The 15437-nt window shown below is 72.1% G+C and carries 12 protein-coding genes; 6 read left to right on the forward strand and 6 right to left on the reverse strand.

What is annotated here, in order from left to right; all coding sequences use genetic code 11:
• Positions 1 to 566: 566 nt before the first annotated feature.
• Positions 567 to 920, forward strand: a complete 354-nt coding sequence (locus tag ABDJ40_RS05925) for a hypothetical protein (RefSeq protein WP_269632441.1) — start codon at positions 567 to 569, stop codon at positions 918 to 920.
• Positions 913 to 1614 carry a molybdenum cofactor guanylyltransferase MobA gene (mobA, locus tag ABDJ40_RS05930; RefSeq protein ID WP_347607450.1) on the forward strand — a complete coding sequence of 234 codons (702 nt, stop codon included), beginning with the start codon at positions 913 to 915 and terminating at the stop codon, positions 1612 to 1614. The genes ABDJ40_RS05925 and mobA overlap by 8 nt, the downstream gene beginning before the upstream one ends.
• Before the next feature lie 142 nt (positions 1615 to 1756).
• Here the strand turns inward: mobA and ABDJ40_RS05935 are convergent, their stop codons facing one another.
• A complete protein-coding gene (locus tag ABDJ40_RS05935; protein ID WP_347607453.1) occupies positions 1757 to 3535 on the reverse strand; it encodes a PKD domain-containing protein in 1779 nt (592 codons plus the stop codon).
• A 206-nt stretch (positions 3536 to 3741) separates the two neighbouring features.
• Between ABDJ40_RS05935 and ABDJ40_RS05940 the strand changes: the two genes are divergently transcribed.
• From ABDJ40_RS05940 to ABDJ40_RS05955, 4 genes are all read left to right on the forward strand, one after another.
• Positions 3742 to 4335 carry a GNAT family N-acetyltransferase gene (locus ABDJ40_RS05940; protein ID WP_347607456.1) on the forward strand — a complete coding sequence of 198 codons (594 nt, stop codon included), beginning with the start codon at positions 3742 to 3744 and terminating at the stop codon, positions 4333 to 4335.
• Positions 4336 to 4489: 154 nt separating this feature from the next.
• Positions 4490 to 6493 carry an OPT family oligopeptide transporter gene (locus tag ABDJ40_RS05945; RefSeq protein WP_347607459.1) on the forward strand — a complete coding sequence of 668 codons (2004 nt, stop codon included), beginning with the start codon at positions 4490 to 4492 and terminating at the stop codon, positions 6491 to 6493.
• A 153-nt stretch (positions 6494 to 6646) separates the two neighbouring features.
• On the forward strand, positions 6647 to 8068 hold the full coding sequence (locus ABDJ40_RS05950) for a PASTA domain-containing protein (RefSeq protein WP_347607462.1): 1422 nt from the start codon (positions 6647 to 6649) through the stop codon (positions 8066 to 8068).
• Positions 8065 to 8664 carry a hypothetical protein gene (locus ABDJ40_RS05955; RefSeq protein WP_347607464.1) on the forward strand — a complete coding sequence of 200 codons (600 nt, stop codon included), beginning with the start codon at positions 8065 to 8067 and terminating at the stop codon, positions 8662 to 8664. Before ABDJ40_RS05950 ends, ABDJ40_RS05955 begins: the two co-directional genes overlap by 4 nt.
• A 74-nt stretch (positions 8665 to 8738) precedes the next feature.
• Here ABDJ40_RS05955 and ABDJ40_RS05960 read toward each other — a convergent pair whose 3' ends face one another.
• From ABDJ40_RS05960 to lepB, 5 genes are all read right to left on the reverse strand, one after another.
• Positions 8739 to 9152 carry a VOC family protein gene (locus tag ABDJ40_RS05960; protein ID WP_347607467.1) on the reverse strand — a complete coding sequence of 138 codons (414 nt, stop codon included), beginning with the start codon at positions 9150 to 9152 and terminating at the stop codon, positions 8739 to 8741.
• A 123-nt stretch (positions 9153 to 9275) separates the two neighbouring features.
• Positions 9276 to 12134 carry an EAL domain-containing protein gene (locus ABDJ40_RS05965; RefSeq protein ID WP_347607470.1) on the reverse strand — a complete coding sequence of 953 codons (2859 nt, stop codon included), beginning with the start codon at positions 12132 to 12134 and terminating at the stop codon, positions 9276 to 9278.
• Positions 12135 to 13706 carry a methyl-accepting chemotaxis protein gene (locus ABDJ40_RS05970; RefSeq protein WP_347607473.1) on the reverse strand — a complete coding sequence of 524 codons (1572 nt, stop codon included), beginning with the start codon at positions 13704 to 13706 and terminating at the stop codon, positions 12135 to 12137.
• Between the two features lie 216 nt (positions 13707 to 13922).
• On the reverse strand, positions 13923 to 14573 hold the full coding sequence (locus ABDJ40_RS05975; RefSeq protein ID WP_347607476.1) for a TetR/AcrR family transcriptional regulator: 651 nt from the start codon (positions 14571 to 14573) through the stop codon (positions 13923 to 13925).
• A gap of 147 nt (positions 14574 to 14720) precedes the next feature.
• Positions 14721 to 15401 (reverse strand): signal peptidase I, encoded by a 681-nt coding sequence (lepB, locus tag ABDJ40_RS05980; RefSeq protein ID WP_347607479.1) that lies wholly within the window; start codon positions 15399 to 15401, stop codon positions 14721 to 14723.
• Positions 15402 to 15437 lie beyond the last annotated feature (36 nt).

The raw sequence follows: 15437 nt of genomic DNA on the forward strand, positions 1-15437 counted from the left end.
TGAGGGCCTGCTGGCGCGGCCCGCTCGGATGACGTCCGTTGGCGGGTGGCGCGGCCCGGACGCATGCAGCCGGGGCTGGGCCGGCAAAGCCGGATCCTCGGCCGTCGTGCCTGAGGGCCTGCTGGCGCGGCCCGCTCGGATGACGTCCGTTGGCGGGTGGCGCGGCCCGGACGCATGCAGCCGGGGCTGGGCCGGCAAAGCCGGATCCTCGGCCGTCGTGCCTGAGGGCCTGCTAGCGCGGCCCGGGTGGATGGCGTCCGTTGGCGGCGGGCGCGGCCCGGACGCATGCAGCCGGGGCTGGACCGGCAAAGCCGGATCCTCGGCCGTCGTGCCTGAGGGCCTGCTGGCGAGGCCCGGGCGGATGACGTCCGTTGGCGGGTGGCGCGGCCCGGACGCATGCAGCCGGGGCTGGACCGGCAAAGCCGGATCCTCGGCCGTCGTGCCTGAGGGCCTGCTGGCGCGGCCCGGGGGGATGGCGTCCGTTGGCGGGGCGAACGCTGACAGGCAAGATGCCTGGGCGAGTCGATTGCCTGAGTGAGTCCCCTCTGACTGACCGCGAGACCGCCATGTCGCCCTCACCTCCCGAGCATTTCCAGGAAGCCCTCACGGGCTGGTTCACGCGGCCGGTGCGGCGGCGGGCGGCGCTGTTGACGGCGCTGAGCTTCGTGGTGCCATGGCTGCTGGGGGCCTGGATCAAGCTGGGGCAGCAGCCGGGCCTGCACAACGACGCCGAACGCCAGCAGCTGCTGGTGGACTACATGGTGATGGGGGCCATCCTCTTCTGCCTCAGCATGGTGCTGACCTGGCTGATCGGGACCTGGATCCTGGCGGTCATGAAGGGCCGACAAGTGCTGGGCGACGACTTCCCGCAAGAGACGCACCGCCCCAGCCCGGCGGACGACCGGGTGCGCCGTGGCTGAGCGGGGCCCCGGGCCGGCGCAGATCACCGGCCTCATCCTGGCCGGCGGCGAAGGCCGGCGCATGGGCGGGCAGGACAAGGGTCTGCTCCTGCTCAACGATCGCCCGCTGGCGGCCCACGCCCTGCAGCGGCTGGCGCCGCAGGTGAGCCAGGTGCTGATCAGCGCCAACCGCCATGCCGAGGCCTATGCCGCCCTGGGCGTGCCGGTGCTGGCGGACAGCCTGCCCGGCTTCCTGGGCCCGCTGGCCGGCCTGCTGACCGGGCTTCAGTCCTGCCCGACCGACTGGCTGCTCAGCGTGCCCTGCGACAGCCCGGCCCTGGTCCCGGACCTGGCGGCACGCCTGTCGGAGGCGCTCCACGGCCAGCCGCAGGCGCGCGTCGCGCTGGTCGAGGGGCCGGACGAGGAGCGTGGCGGCCATCGCCTGCACCCGGCCTTCGCCCTGCTGCACCGCTCCCTGGCCGCACCGCTGGCCAAAGCCCTGGCGGACGGCGAGCGGCGCCTGGGCCAGTGGCTCTCGAGCCAGCCGCATGTGCGCGTGCGCTTCGACCGGCCCGGCGACGCCCTGATGCTGGCCAACGCCAACACCCCCGAGGCCCTGGCCCTGCTGGCCGGGCGCTGGGCGCCGCCGTCCCACCAAAGTCTCACCAGCCCGTCTCCGCCACGGCCCGGCAATCCGGCCGGGCACGGTCGGTGACGCCGGCCCGGGCAGCGGAGGCATGGGGGCCAGGTCTTGCCATGCCGGACCCCGGTCATCCGACCCGCCATGGCGCTCCAGCGAGGACAGGCCCCGCGGGGCCTGTCCGGGGCCGCGCAAAGCGGCCATCTTCAGCACGGGCTCACTTGAGACTCAGCGTCACGCCCGAGAAGCTGGCGTAGGCGTACAGGCCCACGTACACCACGTCCCCTGCCGCCACGGCCAGGGTGCAGGTCTCGGTGTTGCTGCTGCTCCAGGAGCGGCAACCGTAGCTGCTGGTGGTGGGGGCCGCGCCCTTGCGCAGGTAGAGGTCGGCATCGCCGCTGCCGCCGCTGCTGGTGAAGGTGACGCTGCTGACGCCGGCCGGCACGGTGTAGGTGTAGCTCAGCCAGGTTCCCTTGGTGGCGGCCAGATTGGTCTTGGGGAAGCCGCCGCCCGTGCCGCTCACGGTGACGGTGGCGGACTGGCTGTTGCTGGCGCCCTTGTCGTCGGTGACGGTCAGGCCGACCGTGTAGCTGCCCGAGCCGCCATAGGTGTGGGCGGGCTGCAGACCGCTGCCGGTGCTGGCATCACCGAAGGTCCAGGCATAGCTGACGATGCTGCCGTCCGGATCGCTGGAGCCTGCGCCCGAGAAGGTGCAGGTCAGACCCGTGCAGCTGCTGGTGAAGCGGGCCACGGGCGGCGTGTTGGTGCCGGTGCCGGTGTCGCCGTCGGGCACCTGGTTGTTGAAGTGCGTGGCCACCTGGGGCCAGATCTTGCTGAGCTTCACGCCCTGGTTGGTGCAGCCGCCGAAGTGGTGCAGGGCCAGGGCCTTGTGGCTGGCACCGGCGATCACGGGCGAGCCCGAGGAGCCGCCTTCGGTGTCGCAGAAGTAGGCCACGTCGGTGCCCGTGCCGTTGCCATTGGCGTTGGCATTGTTGATCTTGCAGTTGCCGCCGCCGTCCTGGTCGCTGGTGAGGGCCAGCTGCTTGGGGTTGCCGCCCCCATGCTGGGCGATGTAGATGGTCTCGTTCAGGATGGGCTCATGCACGTCCAGGCCCAGGTAGCCGAAGCCGGCCACGTTGGCGAAGTTGTTGATCGTGAACAGCGTGTAGTCCAGCGTGCTGTCGGTCTTGAGCAGGGTGCCGCCGGTCACCTTGGTCACGGCGGCGAGGGTGCTGCCGCCGCATGTGGTCTTCTGGTAGTTGAACCAGACCTCGGTATTGGTCAGCGTGGACTGGGTCGAGAAGCAGTGGTTGTTGGTGAACATGCGGTTGTCCGGGCCCACGCGCCAGCCCGTGCACAGGCTGCTGCCCGCCATCAGCAGGCGCGCCACCGGCCGGGTGCGGTCCACCTGGGTGGGGTTGCTGCTGGCGAAGCAGACGGGGTCGCGGCGCTCGTCCGTGCCACAGACGGACAGCGTGGTGCGCTCCGCCGCCGCGACCTGGCCCGCATGGAACTGGTCGATGCGCAGGGCATGCGAGGGCCCCCAGGCCACGCCCGGCGGCAGCACCAGGGTCACGGAGGCGCTGTCACCGAAGACCGAGAGCGCGGCAAAGCGCGTGATCCCGTCCTCGCCCTGGCTGCGGTCGAAGGTGCGGTTGGCCTGCGGCTCTGCCTCATAGCGATGCACCTCGCGGCCATCCGCCGAGGCGACGAGCACATAGGCCCCCGCGGGCAGGCGGAACTCGGCGAAGTGCACCTTGACGAAGTCGGCGCCCGCGGCCTGCACCTGCTGGCTGAGGCGGCGCTCGGTGCTGCCCAGGGCCTGGCGCGGGTCGACGCTGAAGCGCAGATCGGCGGCCACCGGGCGCGCCACGGTGAGGGGCCGGGGGTGGGTGTCGGTGGCCTGTGCCAGGCCCGCGAGCGGCAGGGCGGCGCCCAGAAGGCAGGCGCCCAGGTGTCTGGAGAAGGGTCGAGCGAATGGACGGGTCAGAGTCATGGCTTCCTCGATGCAAGGACGTTGGGGGACGCGGCCCACGCCAGACGGCAGACCGCCGCGGTGCTCCCGGCACAGCAGAGCCCGCGGCGCCCCGGGTCAGGGCAGAGCCCCCTGGCGACGCCGCCGGGCCATGATGGCAAAGGACGGTCCATCGCCAAGCTGCAAGGCCTGACAGGCCCGCACCGCCCATGACCTATGCTTGTCCCATGTCCAAGTTGCCTGACGCCCCGCGCTCCCGCATTGCCCAGGGCCTGCCGCCCGGGCTGGAGATCCGCCTGATGCGCGAAGCCGACCTCAAGTCCTACAAGGCCCTGCGCGACGCCATGCTGGCCCGTCACGAGGAGGCCTTCACCTCGGACGCCGCCGCCGAGCGCGGCCGTGACGCCGAGAGCTACCGCAGCCGCCTCAGCGGCGCCGGCCACTGCCTCTTCACCTTGCTGGCCTGGGACGGCCCGCAGCTGCTGGGCGCACTCTCCGCCGAGCGCGACAGCCGCGCCAAGATCCGCCACATCGCCCATATCGTCGGGATGATGGTGGACGAGGCCGCCCAGGGCCGCGGCCTGGGGCGCGCCCTCATGCAGGCGGCCCTGGCCCTGCTGGCCCAGGACGAGGCCCTGCAGCTGGTGACCCTCAGCGTGACCCGCAGCAACCGGCCCGCGCGCCGGCTCTATGAGCGCTGCGGCTTCGTCCGCTACGGCCGGCTGGAGGGCGCCATCGTGCTGCCTGACGGGCGTCTGCTGGACAAGGACCTGATGGTGCACCGCCTGCGCCCCGGGGTCCCGCCCGCCCCGGGCGCCTGAGCAAGACCTGGCCCCCGGCCGGTCAGGCCGGCCGGGGCGCCAGCCGCCCACCCCGTAGTCGACCCGATCCCGGCCGCGCCCACTCGCGCGATGATGCCGGCTTCCAGGGCCTGCCCACCGGGCGGGCCCGCCACGCCAACAAGGAAGCCGTGCCATGAGCTCGCCTCAGACACCCACGTCCCACCCCCCTGTCGCCCTGGGAAGCGAACTGACCCTGCGCGGCATCGTGCTGGGCATCCTCATCACCCTGGTCTTCACCGCGGCCAACGTCTACTTCGGCCTCAAGGCCGGTCTGACCTTCGCGACCTCCATCCCGGCCGCCGTGATCTCCATGGCCCTGCTGCGGCGCTTTGCGGGGAACTCCATCGGCGAGACCAACATCGTGCAGACCATCGCCTCCTCGGCGGGCACGCTGTCTTCCATCATCTTCGTGCTGCCCGGGCTGGTGATGATCGGCTGGTGGACGGGCTTCCCCTACTGGGTGTCCGTCACCATCTGCGCGCTGGGCGGCGTGCTGGGCGTGATGTACTCCATCCCCCTGCGACGCGCCCTCGTCACCAACTCGCCCCTGCCCTACCCCGAGGGCGTGGCCTGCGCCGAGGTGCTCAAGGTCGGCCATGCCGAGGGCGAGGCCGCCGGCGAGAGCAGCCGCCAGGGCCTGCGCGCCATCGTGATGGGCTCCCTGGTCTCGGCGGGCTTCGCGGTGGTGATCGCCACCAAGATCTTCATCGACAAGATCGCCGACTTCTTCCGCGTCTCCAGCCACTCCAACAGCGCCAGCGGCTACGACTTCAATCTCAGCTTCGCGCTGCTGGCCGTGGGCCACCTGGTGGGCCTGTGGGTGGGCCTGGCCATCCTGGTCGGGGCGCTGATCGCCTGGGGCGGCGCCGTGCCTTACCTCAGCGGCCTGGTGGAAGGCTCCGGCCCGATCCAGGACATCGCACGCACCGTGTGGAGCAAGCAGGTGCGCTTCCTCGGCGCGGGCGCCATCGGCGTGGCCGCACTGTGGACCCTGGTCAAGTTGGCCCGTCCGGTCTTTGACGGCCTGCATGGCGCGCTGATGGCCAACAAGGTCCGCAAGGCCGGCCAGGGCGCCAGCCTGCCGCGCACCGAGCGCGACATCCCCATCGGGACGGTGGGCCTGATCACCGCGGCCTGCCTGCTGCCCATCGGCTTCATGCTGTCGCACTTCATCGGCGGTGCCGGCCTGAGCGACCACATGGCCCTGCTGGTCGTGGGCGGCCTGGTCTACATCGTGCTGATGAGCTTCTTCGTGGCCGCCGTGTGCGGCTATATGGCCGGCCTGATCGGCTCGTCCAACAGCCCGCTGTCGGGCGTGGGCATCCTGGTGGTGCTGGGCATCGCCCTGCTGCTGGCCTTTGTCGTCAAGCCGCTGCTGCCGGCCACCGCCGGCCAGGCCCTGGTGGCCTTTGCCCTCTTCGTGACGGCCGTGGTGTTCGCCGTGGCCACCATTTCCAACGACAACCTGCAGGACCTGAAGACCGGCCAGCTGGTGGACGCCACGCCCTGGCGCCAGCAGGTGGCCCTGATCATCGGCGTGCTGGCCGGCGCGGTGGTGATCCCGCCGGTGCTGGACCTGCTGAACAAGGCCTACGGCTTTGCCGGCGCGCCCGGCGCCAACCCGGCCACGGCCCTCGCCGCACCGCAGGCCGCGCTGATCTCGGCGTTGGCCAAGGGCGTGATCCAGGGTGACCTGAACTGGAACCTGATCGGCATCGGTGCCCTGATCGGCGTCACTGCCATCGTGGTGGACGAGTTCCTGAAGCGCTCCAGCAGCGGCAAGGTCTACCTGCCGCCCCTGGCCATCGGCCTGGGCATCTACCTGCCGCTCAACAGCACGCTGATGATCGTGGTGGGCGCCGTCGCCGGCTGGTACTTCGACCGCCGTGCCGAGCGCGGTGCACAGCCCGAGGCCACCAAGCAGCTGGGCGTGCTGCTGGCCTCCGGCATGATCGTGGGCGAGAGCCTGATCGGCGTGATCCTGGCCGCCATCGTCGTCTTCTCCGGCCAGGGCGAGCCCCTGGCCCTGGTGGGCGACAGCTTCCACACCGCCAGCAAGTGGCTGGGCGGCCTGGCCTTCGCGGGCCTGGGCCTGCTGCTGTACCGCCGCCTGCTGGGCATGAACGCCAAGGTCTGAAGCGGCCTGGGCTGAGGACAAGGGCGCCCCGCGGGGCGCCCTTTTGTTTCCTGGCCCCCAGCGCATGCGCCGCGAACCCTCCGGCGGGTCGGCCCAAGCTAGGGATTGACCCCCCTGCCCCTGCCGCCAGACTGCCTCCCGGGGAGGCATCGAATGGACATTCGAGTTTCGACGCGCCGCGGGGCCCCCGTCCTCGTCGGCCTGCTGATGGCGGCCGTGTCCGTGGCGCTGGCGCAGACGGCGCCGCTGACGCAGAAGGCGCAGCTGGCGCCCAAGGCTGCGCTGGCGCAGACGGACCCCTGCCGGGGCCAGACGGGCCGCCTGGCGCAGCGCCTCATCGAGAGCGGCCGCTGCATCCAGGTGCCGGCCGTGCTGGGCCAGACCTCCGACGACGCCCTGCGCCAGCTGGCGCAGTACGGCCTGCGCATGAGTTCCGCCGCGCGCACCTCGGACGACACGCCCGGCCTCATCATCGACCAGGAGCCCCAGGCCGGCGCCGCGGTGATGCGGGGGACCACGGTGAAGGTCACCCTGCCCTATGCGCCGCCGCTCGTGCTGCCCGAGCTCGTCGGCACCGGCCTTGACGAGGCGAGGCGCCGGCTGCCCAAGGGCCTGGGACTCAACGCGACGCCCCAGGCAAGTGTGCGGCCCCGGGACGAGGTGCTCAGCCAGCAGCCGGCGGCCGGCACGCAGGTCCGGCGCGGCAGCGTCGTGGAGCTGCGGGTGTCAGACGGCTCGCTCGTGGAGGTGCCCGGCGTCGTGAGCCTGCCGCTGGCGACGGCGCGCCGGGCGCTGGCCGAGGCCGGCCTGGAGGGCCAGGTCCAGCAGGTCGATGACGAGAGCTCGGACGCCCCGATCGGCCAGGTGACGGGCCAGGAGCCGGCGCCAGGCAGCGTCGTGAAGCGCGACAGCGCGGTGACGCTGCGGGCCTCGGCGGGCCTGGAGGTGCCGGACGTCGTGGGCCGCCCCCTGGCCGAGGCCCAGGCCGCCCTGCAGCGCTTCAGCCTCGGCACCACCGAGGCCGACAGCCCGCTGCCGGCCGGGCAGGTGCTGGAGCAGACCCCACCCGCCCATGCCCGCGTCGCGGCCGGCAGCGCCGTGCGGCTGCGCCTCTCCAACGGGTCCGTCGTCACCGTCCCCACCCTGCAGGGCCTCAGCCGTGACGAGGCCGGCGCCCTGCTGCAGGCTGGCGGCCTCCAGCCGGCCATCGCAGAGGGCCCCGACTGGGCGCCCGCCCGGGTCGATACCAGCGCGCCGGCCGCCGGCACCGCGGTGAAGCGCGGCAGCACGGTGCTGCTCACACTGGTCCTGCCAGTGTGGATCTGGGCCGCGGGCGGTATCGCCGCGGCCGCCGCGGCCGCCGCGGTGACCGCGGCATGGCGAGGACTGCGGCCCCGGCCAGACCCCGCCCCTGCGCCAGCACCCGGGGACGTCCAGCTGTCCGCCAGCATCCACTTCAACACCCGCCCCCTGACGGCGCAGGCCAGCGGCCCCGAGGCCCCCACCCTCGGGCTGCGCGCCTCACTGCTGCGCGGGCCGGTCCAGGTCCATGAGCACCAGGAGACATCGCCATGAGCAGCGTCACCCTGCACCAGCTGTTCCAGTTCACGCAGGCCCTCGTGGAGCGCGGCGCGGAGGCCCGGGACCGGGAGGCTGCCGAGGCGGCGAGGCCGGGCAAGCCAGGAGATGAGGGCCAGGCCCCCGAGGCCGGCCCCAGCCTGAGCGGCTTCGTGGCGGCCAAGGCGGCCGAGCGGCTCAACGAGGCGCTGGACACCGACCTGTTCGAGATCCTGGCCGAGGCCTGGCTGAAGTTCCGGGAGGTCCTGGAATGCGCGGACCCGGCCCGTCATCCACCGGGCCAGGACGCGATCGTGACGCTGCACGAGGTCGAGATCACCTCGACCAACACCCCCCTGCTGCATCTCACGGCCGGCGGTGTTCCCTTGCCGGACCTGCGCTTCACCCTGGAGCTGACGGCGCGTTTCAAGTCTCTGCAGCTGGTGGTCCGCGATGCCCGCATCCGCGCGCTGCGGCCCGGCCTGATGTCCGCGCATGCCAGGCTCAAGTGCGGCGGTTTCAAGCTGGGCGAGCAGCCCACGCCGGAGTGGCAGGTGCCGGGCGAGATCTCCTGCGGGGAGGGCATCCCGATACCGCGGTCCCGGCCGGCCTGAGGGCGCCAGCCTCCGGGGGGCGTCTGCCGCGCGGCCTGACGCCCTGGCTCATCGGCTGAGCCAGGGCCGCCGGTTCACTGGCCGGCGCCGGGCATCGCGGCCGGGTCCATCCAGAGCGCGGCCCACATGTGGCCGTCCGGGTCGGCCAGGTCGCGGGTGTACATGAAGCCGTGGTCCTCCATCGGGTTCACGTCGGCCGTGCCGCCGTGGGCGGCGGCCGCCTCGTTCATGGCGTCGACCGCCGCCCGGCTCTCCAGGGCCAGCGAGAGCATGTGGTCGGCGCAGCCGGGCGGCGGGAAGGGCCGCTGGGTGAAGGTGCGCCATTTGGCATGGCCGACCAGCATGACGCTGACCGCCTCGTTCCAGACCATGCAGGACCCGCTGTCGTCGCTCATCTGCGGATTGCGGGTGAAGCCCAGGGCTTCGTAGAAGGTGGTCGAGGCCGCGACATTGCTGACGGGCAGGCTGATGAAAAGGGGCTGGGTCATGGTGGCTCCTGTGGGTGGTCCGGGAGAAGTCCCCGCCAAGGGGCGCTTCAGGAGGACGACGATCAAGGCCTGTCGATTTCGACACGGGCCGTTGCGGCGGCTGGCCCATGATGCCCAAATCCTCTACACCGTGCACCCCAGATGCCGCTCGAACTGCCCGATGGGCATGGGCTTGCCGAAGAGGTAGCCCTGGTAGGCATGGCAGCCGCTGGACTGCAGGAAGTCGACCTGCGCCGCGGTCTCGACGCCCTCGGCGATGACGTCCAGGCCCAGGCTGTGGGCCATGCCGATGACGGTCTGGACGATGACGGCGTCCGTGTGCGAGGTGAGCATGCTGGCCACGAAGGCCTGGTCGATCTTGAGCTGGTCCAGCGTCAGGCGGGTCAGGTAGGCCAGGGAGCTCTGGCCGGTGCCGAAGTCGTCGATGGCGAATCGCACCCCCAGGGCGCGGATGGCCTGCATCTTGGCCAGGGTGTCCTCCAGGTTCACCAGCACCAGGCTCTCGGTGAGCTCCAGCTTCAGCCGCTGCGGGCTGGCACCGCTCTCACGCAGGGTCTGGCGAACCTGCTCGACAAAGTCCGCCTGGCGGAACTGACGGGCGCTGACGTTGACGGCCAGCTGCAGCTCGCGGGTGGCCGGCGCCTCGGACCAGCGGCGCAGCTGGCTACAGGCCTCCTCCAGCACCCACTGGCCGATGGGCAGGATCAGGTCCGTCTCCTCGGCCAGGGCGATGAACTGCCCGGGCGGCACCAGGCCCCGCGCCGGGTGCCGCCAGCGCAGCAGGGCCTCGGCGCCGGTGGGCCGCCCCTGCGCATCCACCTGCGGCTGGAAGTGCAGCAGCAGCTGGCCGCCGGCCAGGGCCTGGCGCAGGTCGGCCTCCAGGGCGATGCGCTCCTGGATCGCCGCATGCGTGGCCGGGTCGTAGAAGCGGGTCACGTTGCGGCCGGCACGCTTGGCCTCGTACATGGCGATGTCGGCGCGCTTGAGGATCTCGTCGACCGGCTGGGCGCCCCCCTCCAGCATGCAGATGCCGATGCTGGCCGTGCAATGCCATTCGATGCTGCCCACCTGGTAGGGCAGGGACAGCGCGGCGCGGATCTTCTCCGCCACGGCCTGGGCGTCCGCCCCGGCCTGGCTGGGCGCGGGGTGCAGATTGCACAGGATGACGACGAACTCGTCCCCGCCCTGGCGCGACACCGTGTCATGCACCCGCACGCAGGCCCGCAGCCGGCGGGCCACCTCGATCAGCAGGGCGTCGCCCACGTCGTGGCCCCGGCTGTCGTTGAGCTCCTTGAAATTGTCCAGGTCGATGAAGAGCACGGCCGCAGCCTGCTGCCGGGGCCCGGCGGCCTGCAGCTGGTCCAGCCGGTCCCGCATCAGGCGGCGGTTGGGCAGCTCGGTGAGCGCGTCGTAGAAGGCCAGGTTGTGGATGGTCTCGTCGGCCAGCTTCTTCTGTGTGATGTCGGTGAAGACGGCCACGTAGTTGACCACCGCGCCGTCATCGTCCGTCACAGCGGTGATGCTGAGCCACTCGGGATAGACCTGACCGTCCTTGCGCCGGTTCCAGACCTCGCCCTGCCAGTGGCGCCGGGCCTTGAGCTGGCGCCACATGGCCTCGTAGAAGTCGTTGCCATGCCGGCCAGAGCGCAGCAGACGCCCCACCACCTGGCCATGGGCCTCCGCAGCGCTGTAGCCGGTGATGCGGGTGAAGGCGGCGTTGACGCGCAGGATGACCTGCTCGGCATTGGTGATGGCGATGGCCTCCAGCGAGTCGAAGGCAATGGCGGCGATGCGCAGGTCCGCCTGCGCCCGGCGGCGCTCGGTGATGTCGGCCGCGACGGCGACGAAGCCGCTGCGGCCATCGGTGTCCTCGCGCAGGGGCTGGACGTCGATGTCCAGCCACAGCGCGCTGCCGTCCTTGCGCCGGTTCAGCACCTGGGAACGCGCGCCGCTGCCGGAGGCGATCGCCTGCTGGATGCGCACCAGGCCCGGCTGCTGCTCGGCGCCACAGTGCAGCAGTCCGCTGAGGCTGCGCCCCAGGGCCTCGCCCTGGGCATAGCCCGTGATCTGACAGAAGGCCTCGTTGACCCAGACCATGCGGAAGCGGCCGTCGGTGATCATGACCGCGTTCTGGGTCAGCTCGGCGACCAGGGCCAGCCGCTCGAGCTCCCGCGTCTGCGCGGCGATCTGCAGGTACTGCGCCTTCACCGCGCGCGCCGTGGGCTCGGCCACGAGCAGCGCCATGGCCAGCAGCAGCACCGCCGTGGCGCCGGCCCACAGGCGCGAACGGATCACCTCGCTGCGACGGCGGGCCTGGATGGTCGCGTCGATCGTGGCCACCAGCTGCTCGGCGGCGGCCAGGGCAGGCTCGACCGCCTGCTGCAGGCCCTCGATCCGCTGGCGAGCGGCGGGGGTGCCGGCCCGCAGCGCGGCCAGCAGCGCTTCCGCCTCGCGCAGCAACTGGGTGCGCGCCTGGTCCCAGCGGGCCAGCACGGTGGCGTCCAGGGCCTGCTCGGCGGGCTCGCGCATGGCGGCGGCATGGAGGAGGGTCTTGAGTGCCGCCGTGTCCCGCTTCGCCTGCGCCAGCACCTCGGCCAGCGCGGCCGGGTCCACGGCGCGTGCGGGCGCCGGGTCCGGCGCCCCGTCCTGCTCCGGCGGCGCCAGCAGCGACACGATGCGACCGATGCGCTGGCTGTGCATGCGCTGGCGCCCGGCCAGGTTGGCGGCCTCGGCCTCGGCGCCGTAGCGCTCCAGCGAGGACTCCGCCTGCCAGGCCAGCAGCAGAGCGTGCCCGCCGGCGGCCAGCAGCACGAGGTAGATGGCCATGCGCACCTGGCGGTGCGAGATGACGCCCTCGAACCGCTCGGGGCGTCCGTGGCCCGTCCCGCGGCGCCGCGCCCGCTGCCGCAGGGCGCGGAACAGCAGCAGCCCGAGCAGCAGGCCGCCGCCCACGGCCATCGCCATCAGCCAGCCCGCCGCCATTCAGCCACCGGCCAGGCCGGCCCGTTCCTCGGTCTCGAGGTGAAAGGACGCCACCGCCAGGACCAGCTGCTGCGCCTGCTGGCGCAGGCTGGCCGCCGCCGCCGCGGTCTCCTCGACCAGCGCCGCGTTGTGCTGCGTGGCGCGGTCCATCTCGTTGACGGCCTCGCCGATCTGGGCCACGCCTTCGCTCTGCTGGTGGCTGGCCACGCTGATGCCGCCGACCGCGGCGCTCACCTGGTGGATGGCCTGGACCAGCTCGCCCACGGCCGCCCCCGTCTCGGCGACCAGCGCGGAGCCGCGGTCCACGCGCTCCAGGCTGCCCAGGACCAGGTCCTTGATCTCGCGGGCCGCCTGCGCGCTGTGCTGCGCCAGCATGCGCACCTCGCCGGCCACGACGGCAAAGCCGCGCCCCTGCTCGCCGGCCCGGGCGGCTTCCACGGCCGCGTTGAGGGCCAGGATGTTGGTCTGGAAGGCCAGGCCGTCGATCACCGAGATGATCTCGCCGATGCGCCGTGCACTCTCGTTGATGCCCTGCATGGTCTGGACCACCTCGCCGACCATGTCGCCGCCGCGCGAGGCCACCCGGCTGGCGCTCTGGGCCAGCGCGTCGGCCTGGCGGGCATTGCTGGTGTTCTGCTTCACCGCCGAGTCCAGCTGGGCCATGGAGGCTGCCGTCTGCTCCAGGGCGGCGGCCTGCTCCTCCGTGCGGCTGGACAGGTCGCTGTTGCCCTGGGCGATCTGGGCGCTCGCGCTGGCCACGCCCTCGGCATCTCGCCGCACCCCGGCGACCAGCGCGGCCAGGCTGCTGCGCATGCGCTCCAGCGAGGCCAGCAGACGCGCGATCTCGGGGCTGCCCCTGACAGCCACGGCCTGGCTCAGATCACCCCGGGCCACCGATTCCGCGACCTCGATCGCCGACTGCAGCGCCCGGCCCAGGCTGCGTATCAGCAGCTGGCCCAGCGCCAGGGCCACCAGGGCCGCGCCGATGCCCAGGCCCAGGGACTGGCTGCGGATGCCCGCATAGCGCTCCAGCGCCTGCGCATGCTCCTGCCGGGCCGAGTGCAGCAGCAGCTGCATCAGGCGCTGGATGTCCTCGCCCACCGGCACGTAGCGCGGCCGCAGCGCCTGCACGACCAGGGCATTGGCCCGCTCGACATCGCGCTGCTTCAGGGCGCTGACCACGGGCAGCAGCCCCTCGCGCACGAAGGCGCGGCGGTGTTCCGCAAACTGCTCGGCCAGGGCACGCTGCTCGGCATTCAGGGGGCTGGCCTGGAAGTCCCGCCAGAGCCTGTCGATGGCCGCGATATTGCCCTCGACCTCGCCCACGCTGCGTGTGATGGTGGCATCGTCCGGCGTCACCAGGGCCACGGCCACGGCCAGCCGGTTGCGCAGCAGCCGCTCCTGGATCTCGGCGACCGAGGCCATGGGCAGCACGCTGCCCTCGAAGACGGCCTGCAGCGCATCGTCCGCCCGGGCCAGGCCCGCGAGCCCGTTCCCGGCGACGGTCGCGATCAAGACCAGCAGGCCTGCGATCAGTAGATTCAGCCGCGTGGAAATCCTCAACCGATCCATGGATCACCCCTTGTTGCCCCTGCGGGGAGCGGCTCGCCCAGGGGGTCGGCCGTCCTCTCGTCGATTTATCGTAACGTGTACGCTACGCGTTACATTAAGGGTAAGCCTGAAGATGGCGGGAGATCGCCACGGGTGCTTTGAGGAGGATCAAAAGGCCGGCAGGCGGCAGGAGGGACGGGCCGCCGGAACCGCCGGGGAGCGTCCCGGGCGGTGACCTCAGCGCGGCTGCAGCTGGCGCTCGATGTCGTCGAGCAGGCCGTCCAGCAGCTGGGCCGGCAGGCGATGGGGCTGGGTGGCCAGGCCGATGCAGGTGTAGAGGAAGCCGACCACCTTGATGCGGCACAGGTCGTAGGCCATCTGCCGCTGCTCGGGCGTGGCGCCCTCGCCCAGGCAGGCGTCGATCAGGGTCTCGGCTTCACGGCGGAAGCGCCAGGCGGGGCCGTCCTGCAACAAGGCGGACGGGATCTCGCTGCCGGGGTCGAACAGCAGGCGGAAGTCCTGGGGGTGCTCCAGCCAGAAGGTGATGTAGGCGGCATAGAGCTGACGCAGGCGCGGTGCCGGCCGCTCCTGCGCCGCCATGACGGCACGGGTGGCATTGAGCGCCGCGTCCAGCACGCCCAGCCAGACCTGCTCCAGCAGGGCCGCCTTGTTGGGGAAATAGCGGTAGAGCGACATCGCCGACACGCCCACTTCCCGGGCCACGCTGCGCATGGTGACCGCGCCGTAGCCGCCGCCCTGGTGCAGGCGGCTGACGGCATCGAGGATCTGCAGCCGCAGCTCGTCGCGCTCCGGCCCGCGACGACGCCGCTGGACAGCCACGCGGGCGCGCGGACCTTCGGACGGCGGGACGGGCAGGTGGATCGCCATGGTGTCAAACCCAAAACGCAAAGACGCGTGCAATGGAGAACGGGAGAGCGCGCATTGTGCTCCTTCGCCACAGTGCAGTCGATTGCACCGCCAAAGCACCGGCCCGGCGCCGGCCTTCTTCCCCGCCGGGAGCCCGTGGGCCCGGGCTCAGCGCAGCGCCATCCCGAAGCGCTCGAAGCGGGGCGTCCACACGCCGTCGAGGTCGGCCGAGGCCAGGATGTGGTGCGCCCGTCCGATCACCGCCTGGCGGGGCACGAGGCCGATGTAGCGGGAGTCGGCGCTGTTGTCGCGGTTGTCGCCCAGCACCAGCAGCTGGTCCGGCGGCACGGTCAAGGGCGCGAAGCTGGAGCGGGCATGGACGCCATCCAGCCACTGCACCTGCCGGCGCTGGCCGCCCACATGCTCCTGCACGCGGCGCGCCGGCCACTCGCCCAGGCCGGCCACGGGCTCGCGGACGGCGGTCTCGTCCTCGTAGCGGGCGGCCTCGCCGTTGATGTAGAGCCGCTCGTCGCGCATCTCGACCTGGTCCCCGCCCACGGCCACCACGCGCTTGATCAGGCGGGTGCCATCCTTGGGGGAGCTGAAGGTGATGATGTCGCCGCGCTGCACTTCGCCCAGCCGGGCGATGACCACCTCACTCAGCGGCAGCTTGAAGTCGTAGGCCAGGCGGTTGACCAGCACCACGTCGCCCTCCAGCAGATTGGGGCGCATGGAGCCGGTGGGGATGGGGTTCCAGTCCGCGATGGCCGTGCGGAAGAAGCCGAAGCACAGCAGGAAGACCAGGAAGCCGCGGTTCTCACGGAGCCATTGTTTCGCGGGCATCTTCATGGGTGTCTCCTCACAAGGGAGCGCCAGCATCGCGCG

The organism is Roseateles flavus (assembly GCF_039872765.1).
Lineage (GTDB): Bacteria > Pseudomonadota > Gammaproteobacteria > Burkholderiales > Burkholderiaceae_C > Roseateles_B > Roseateles_B flavus.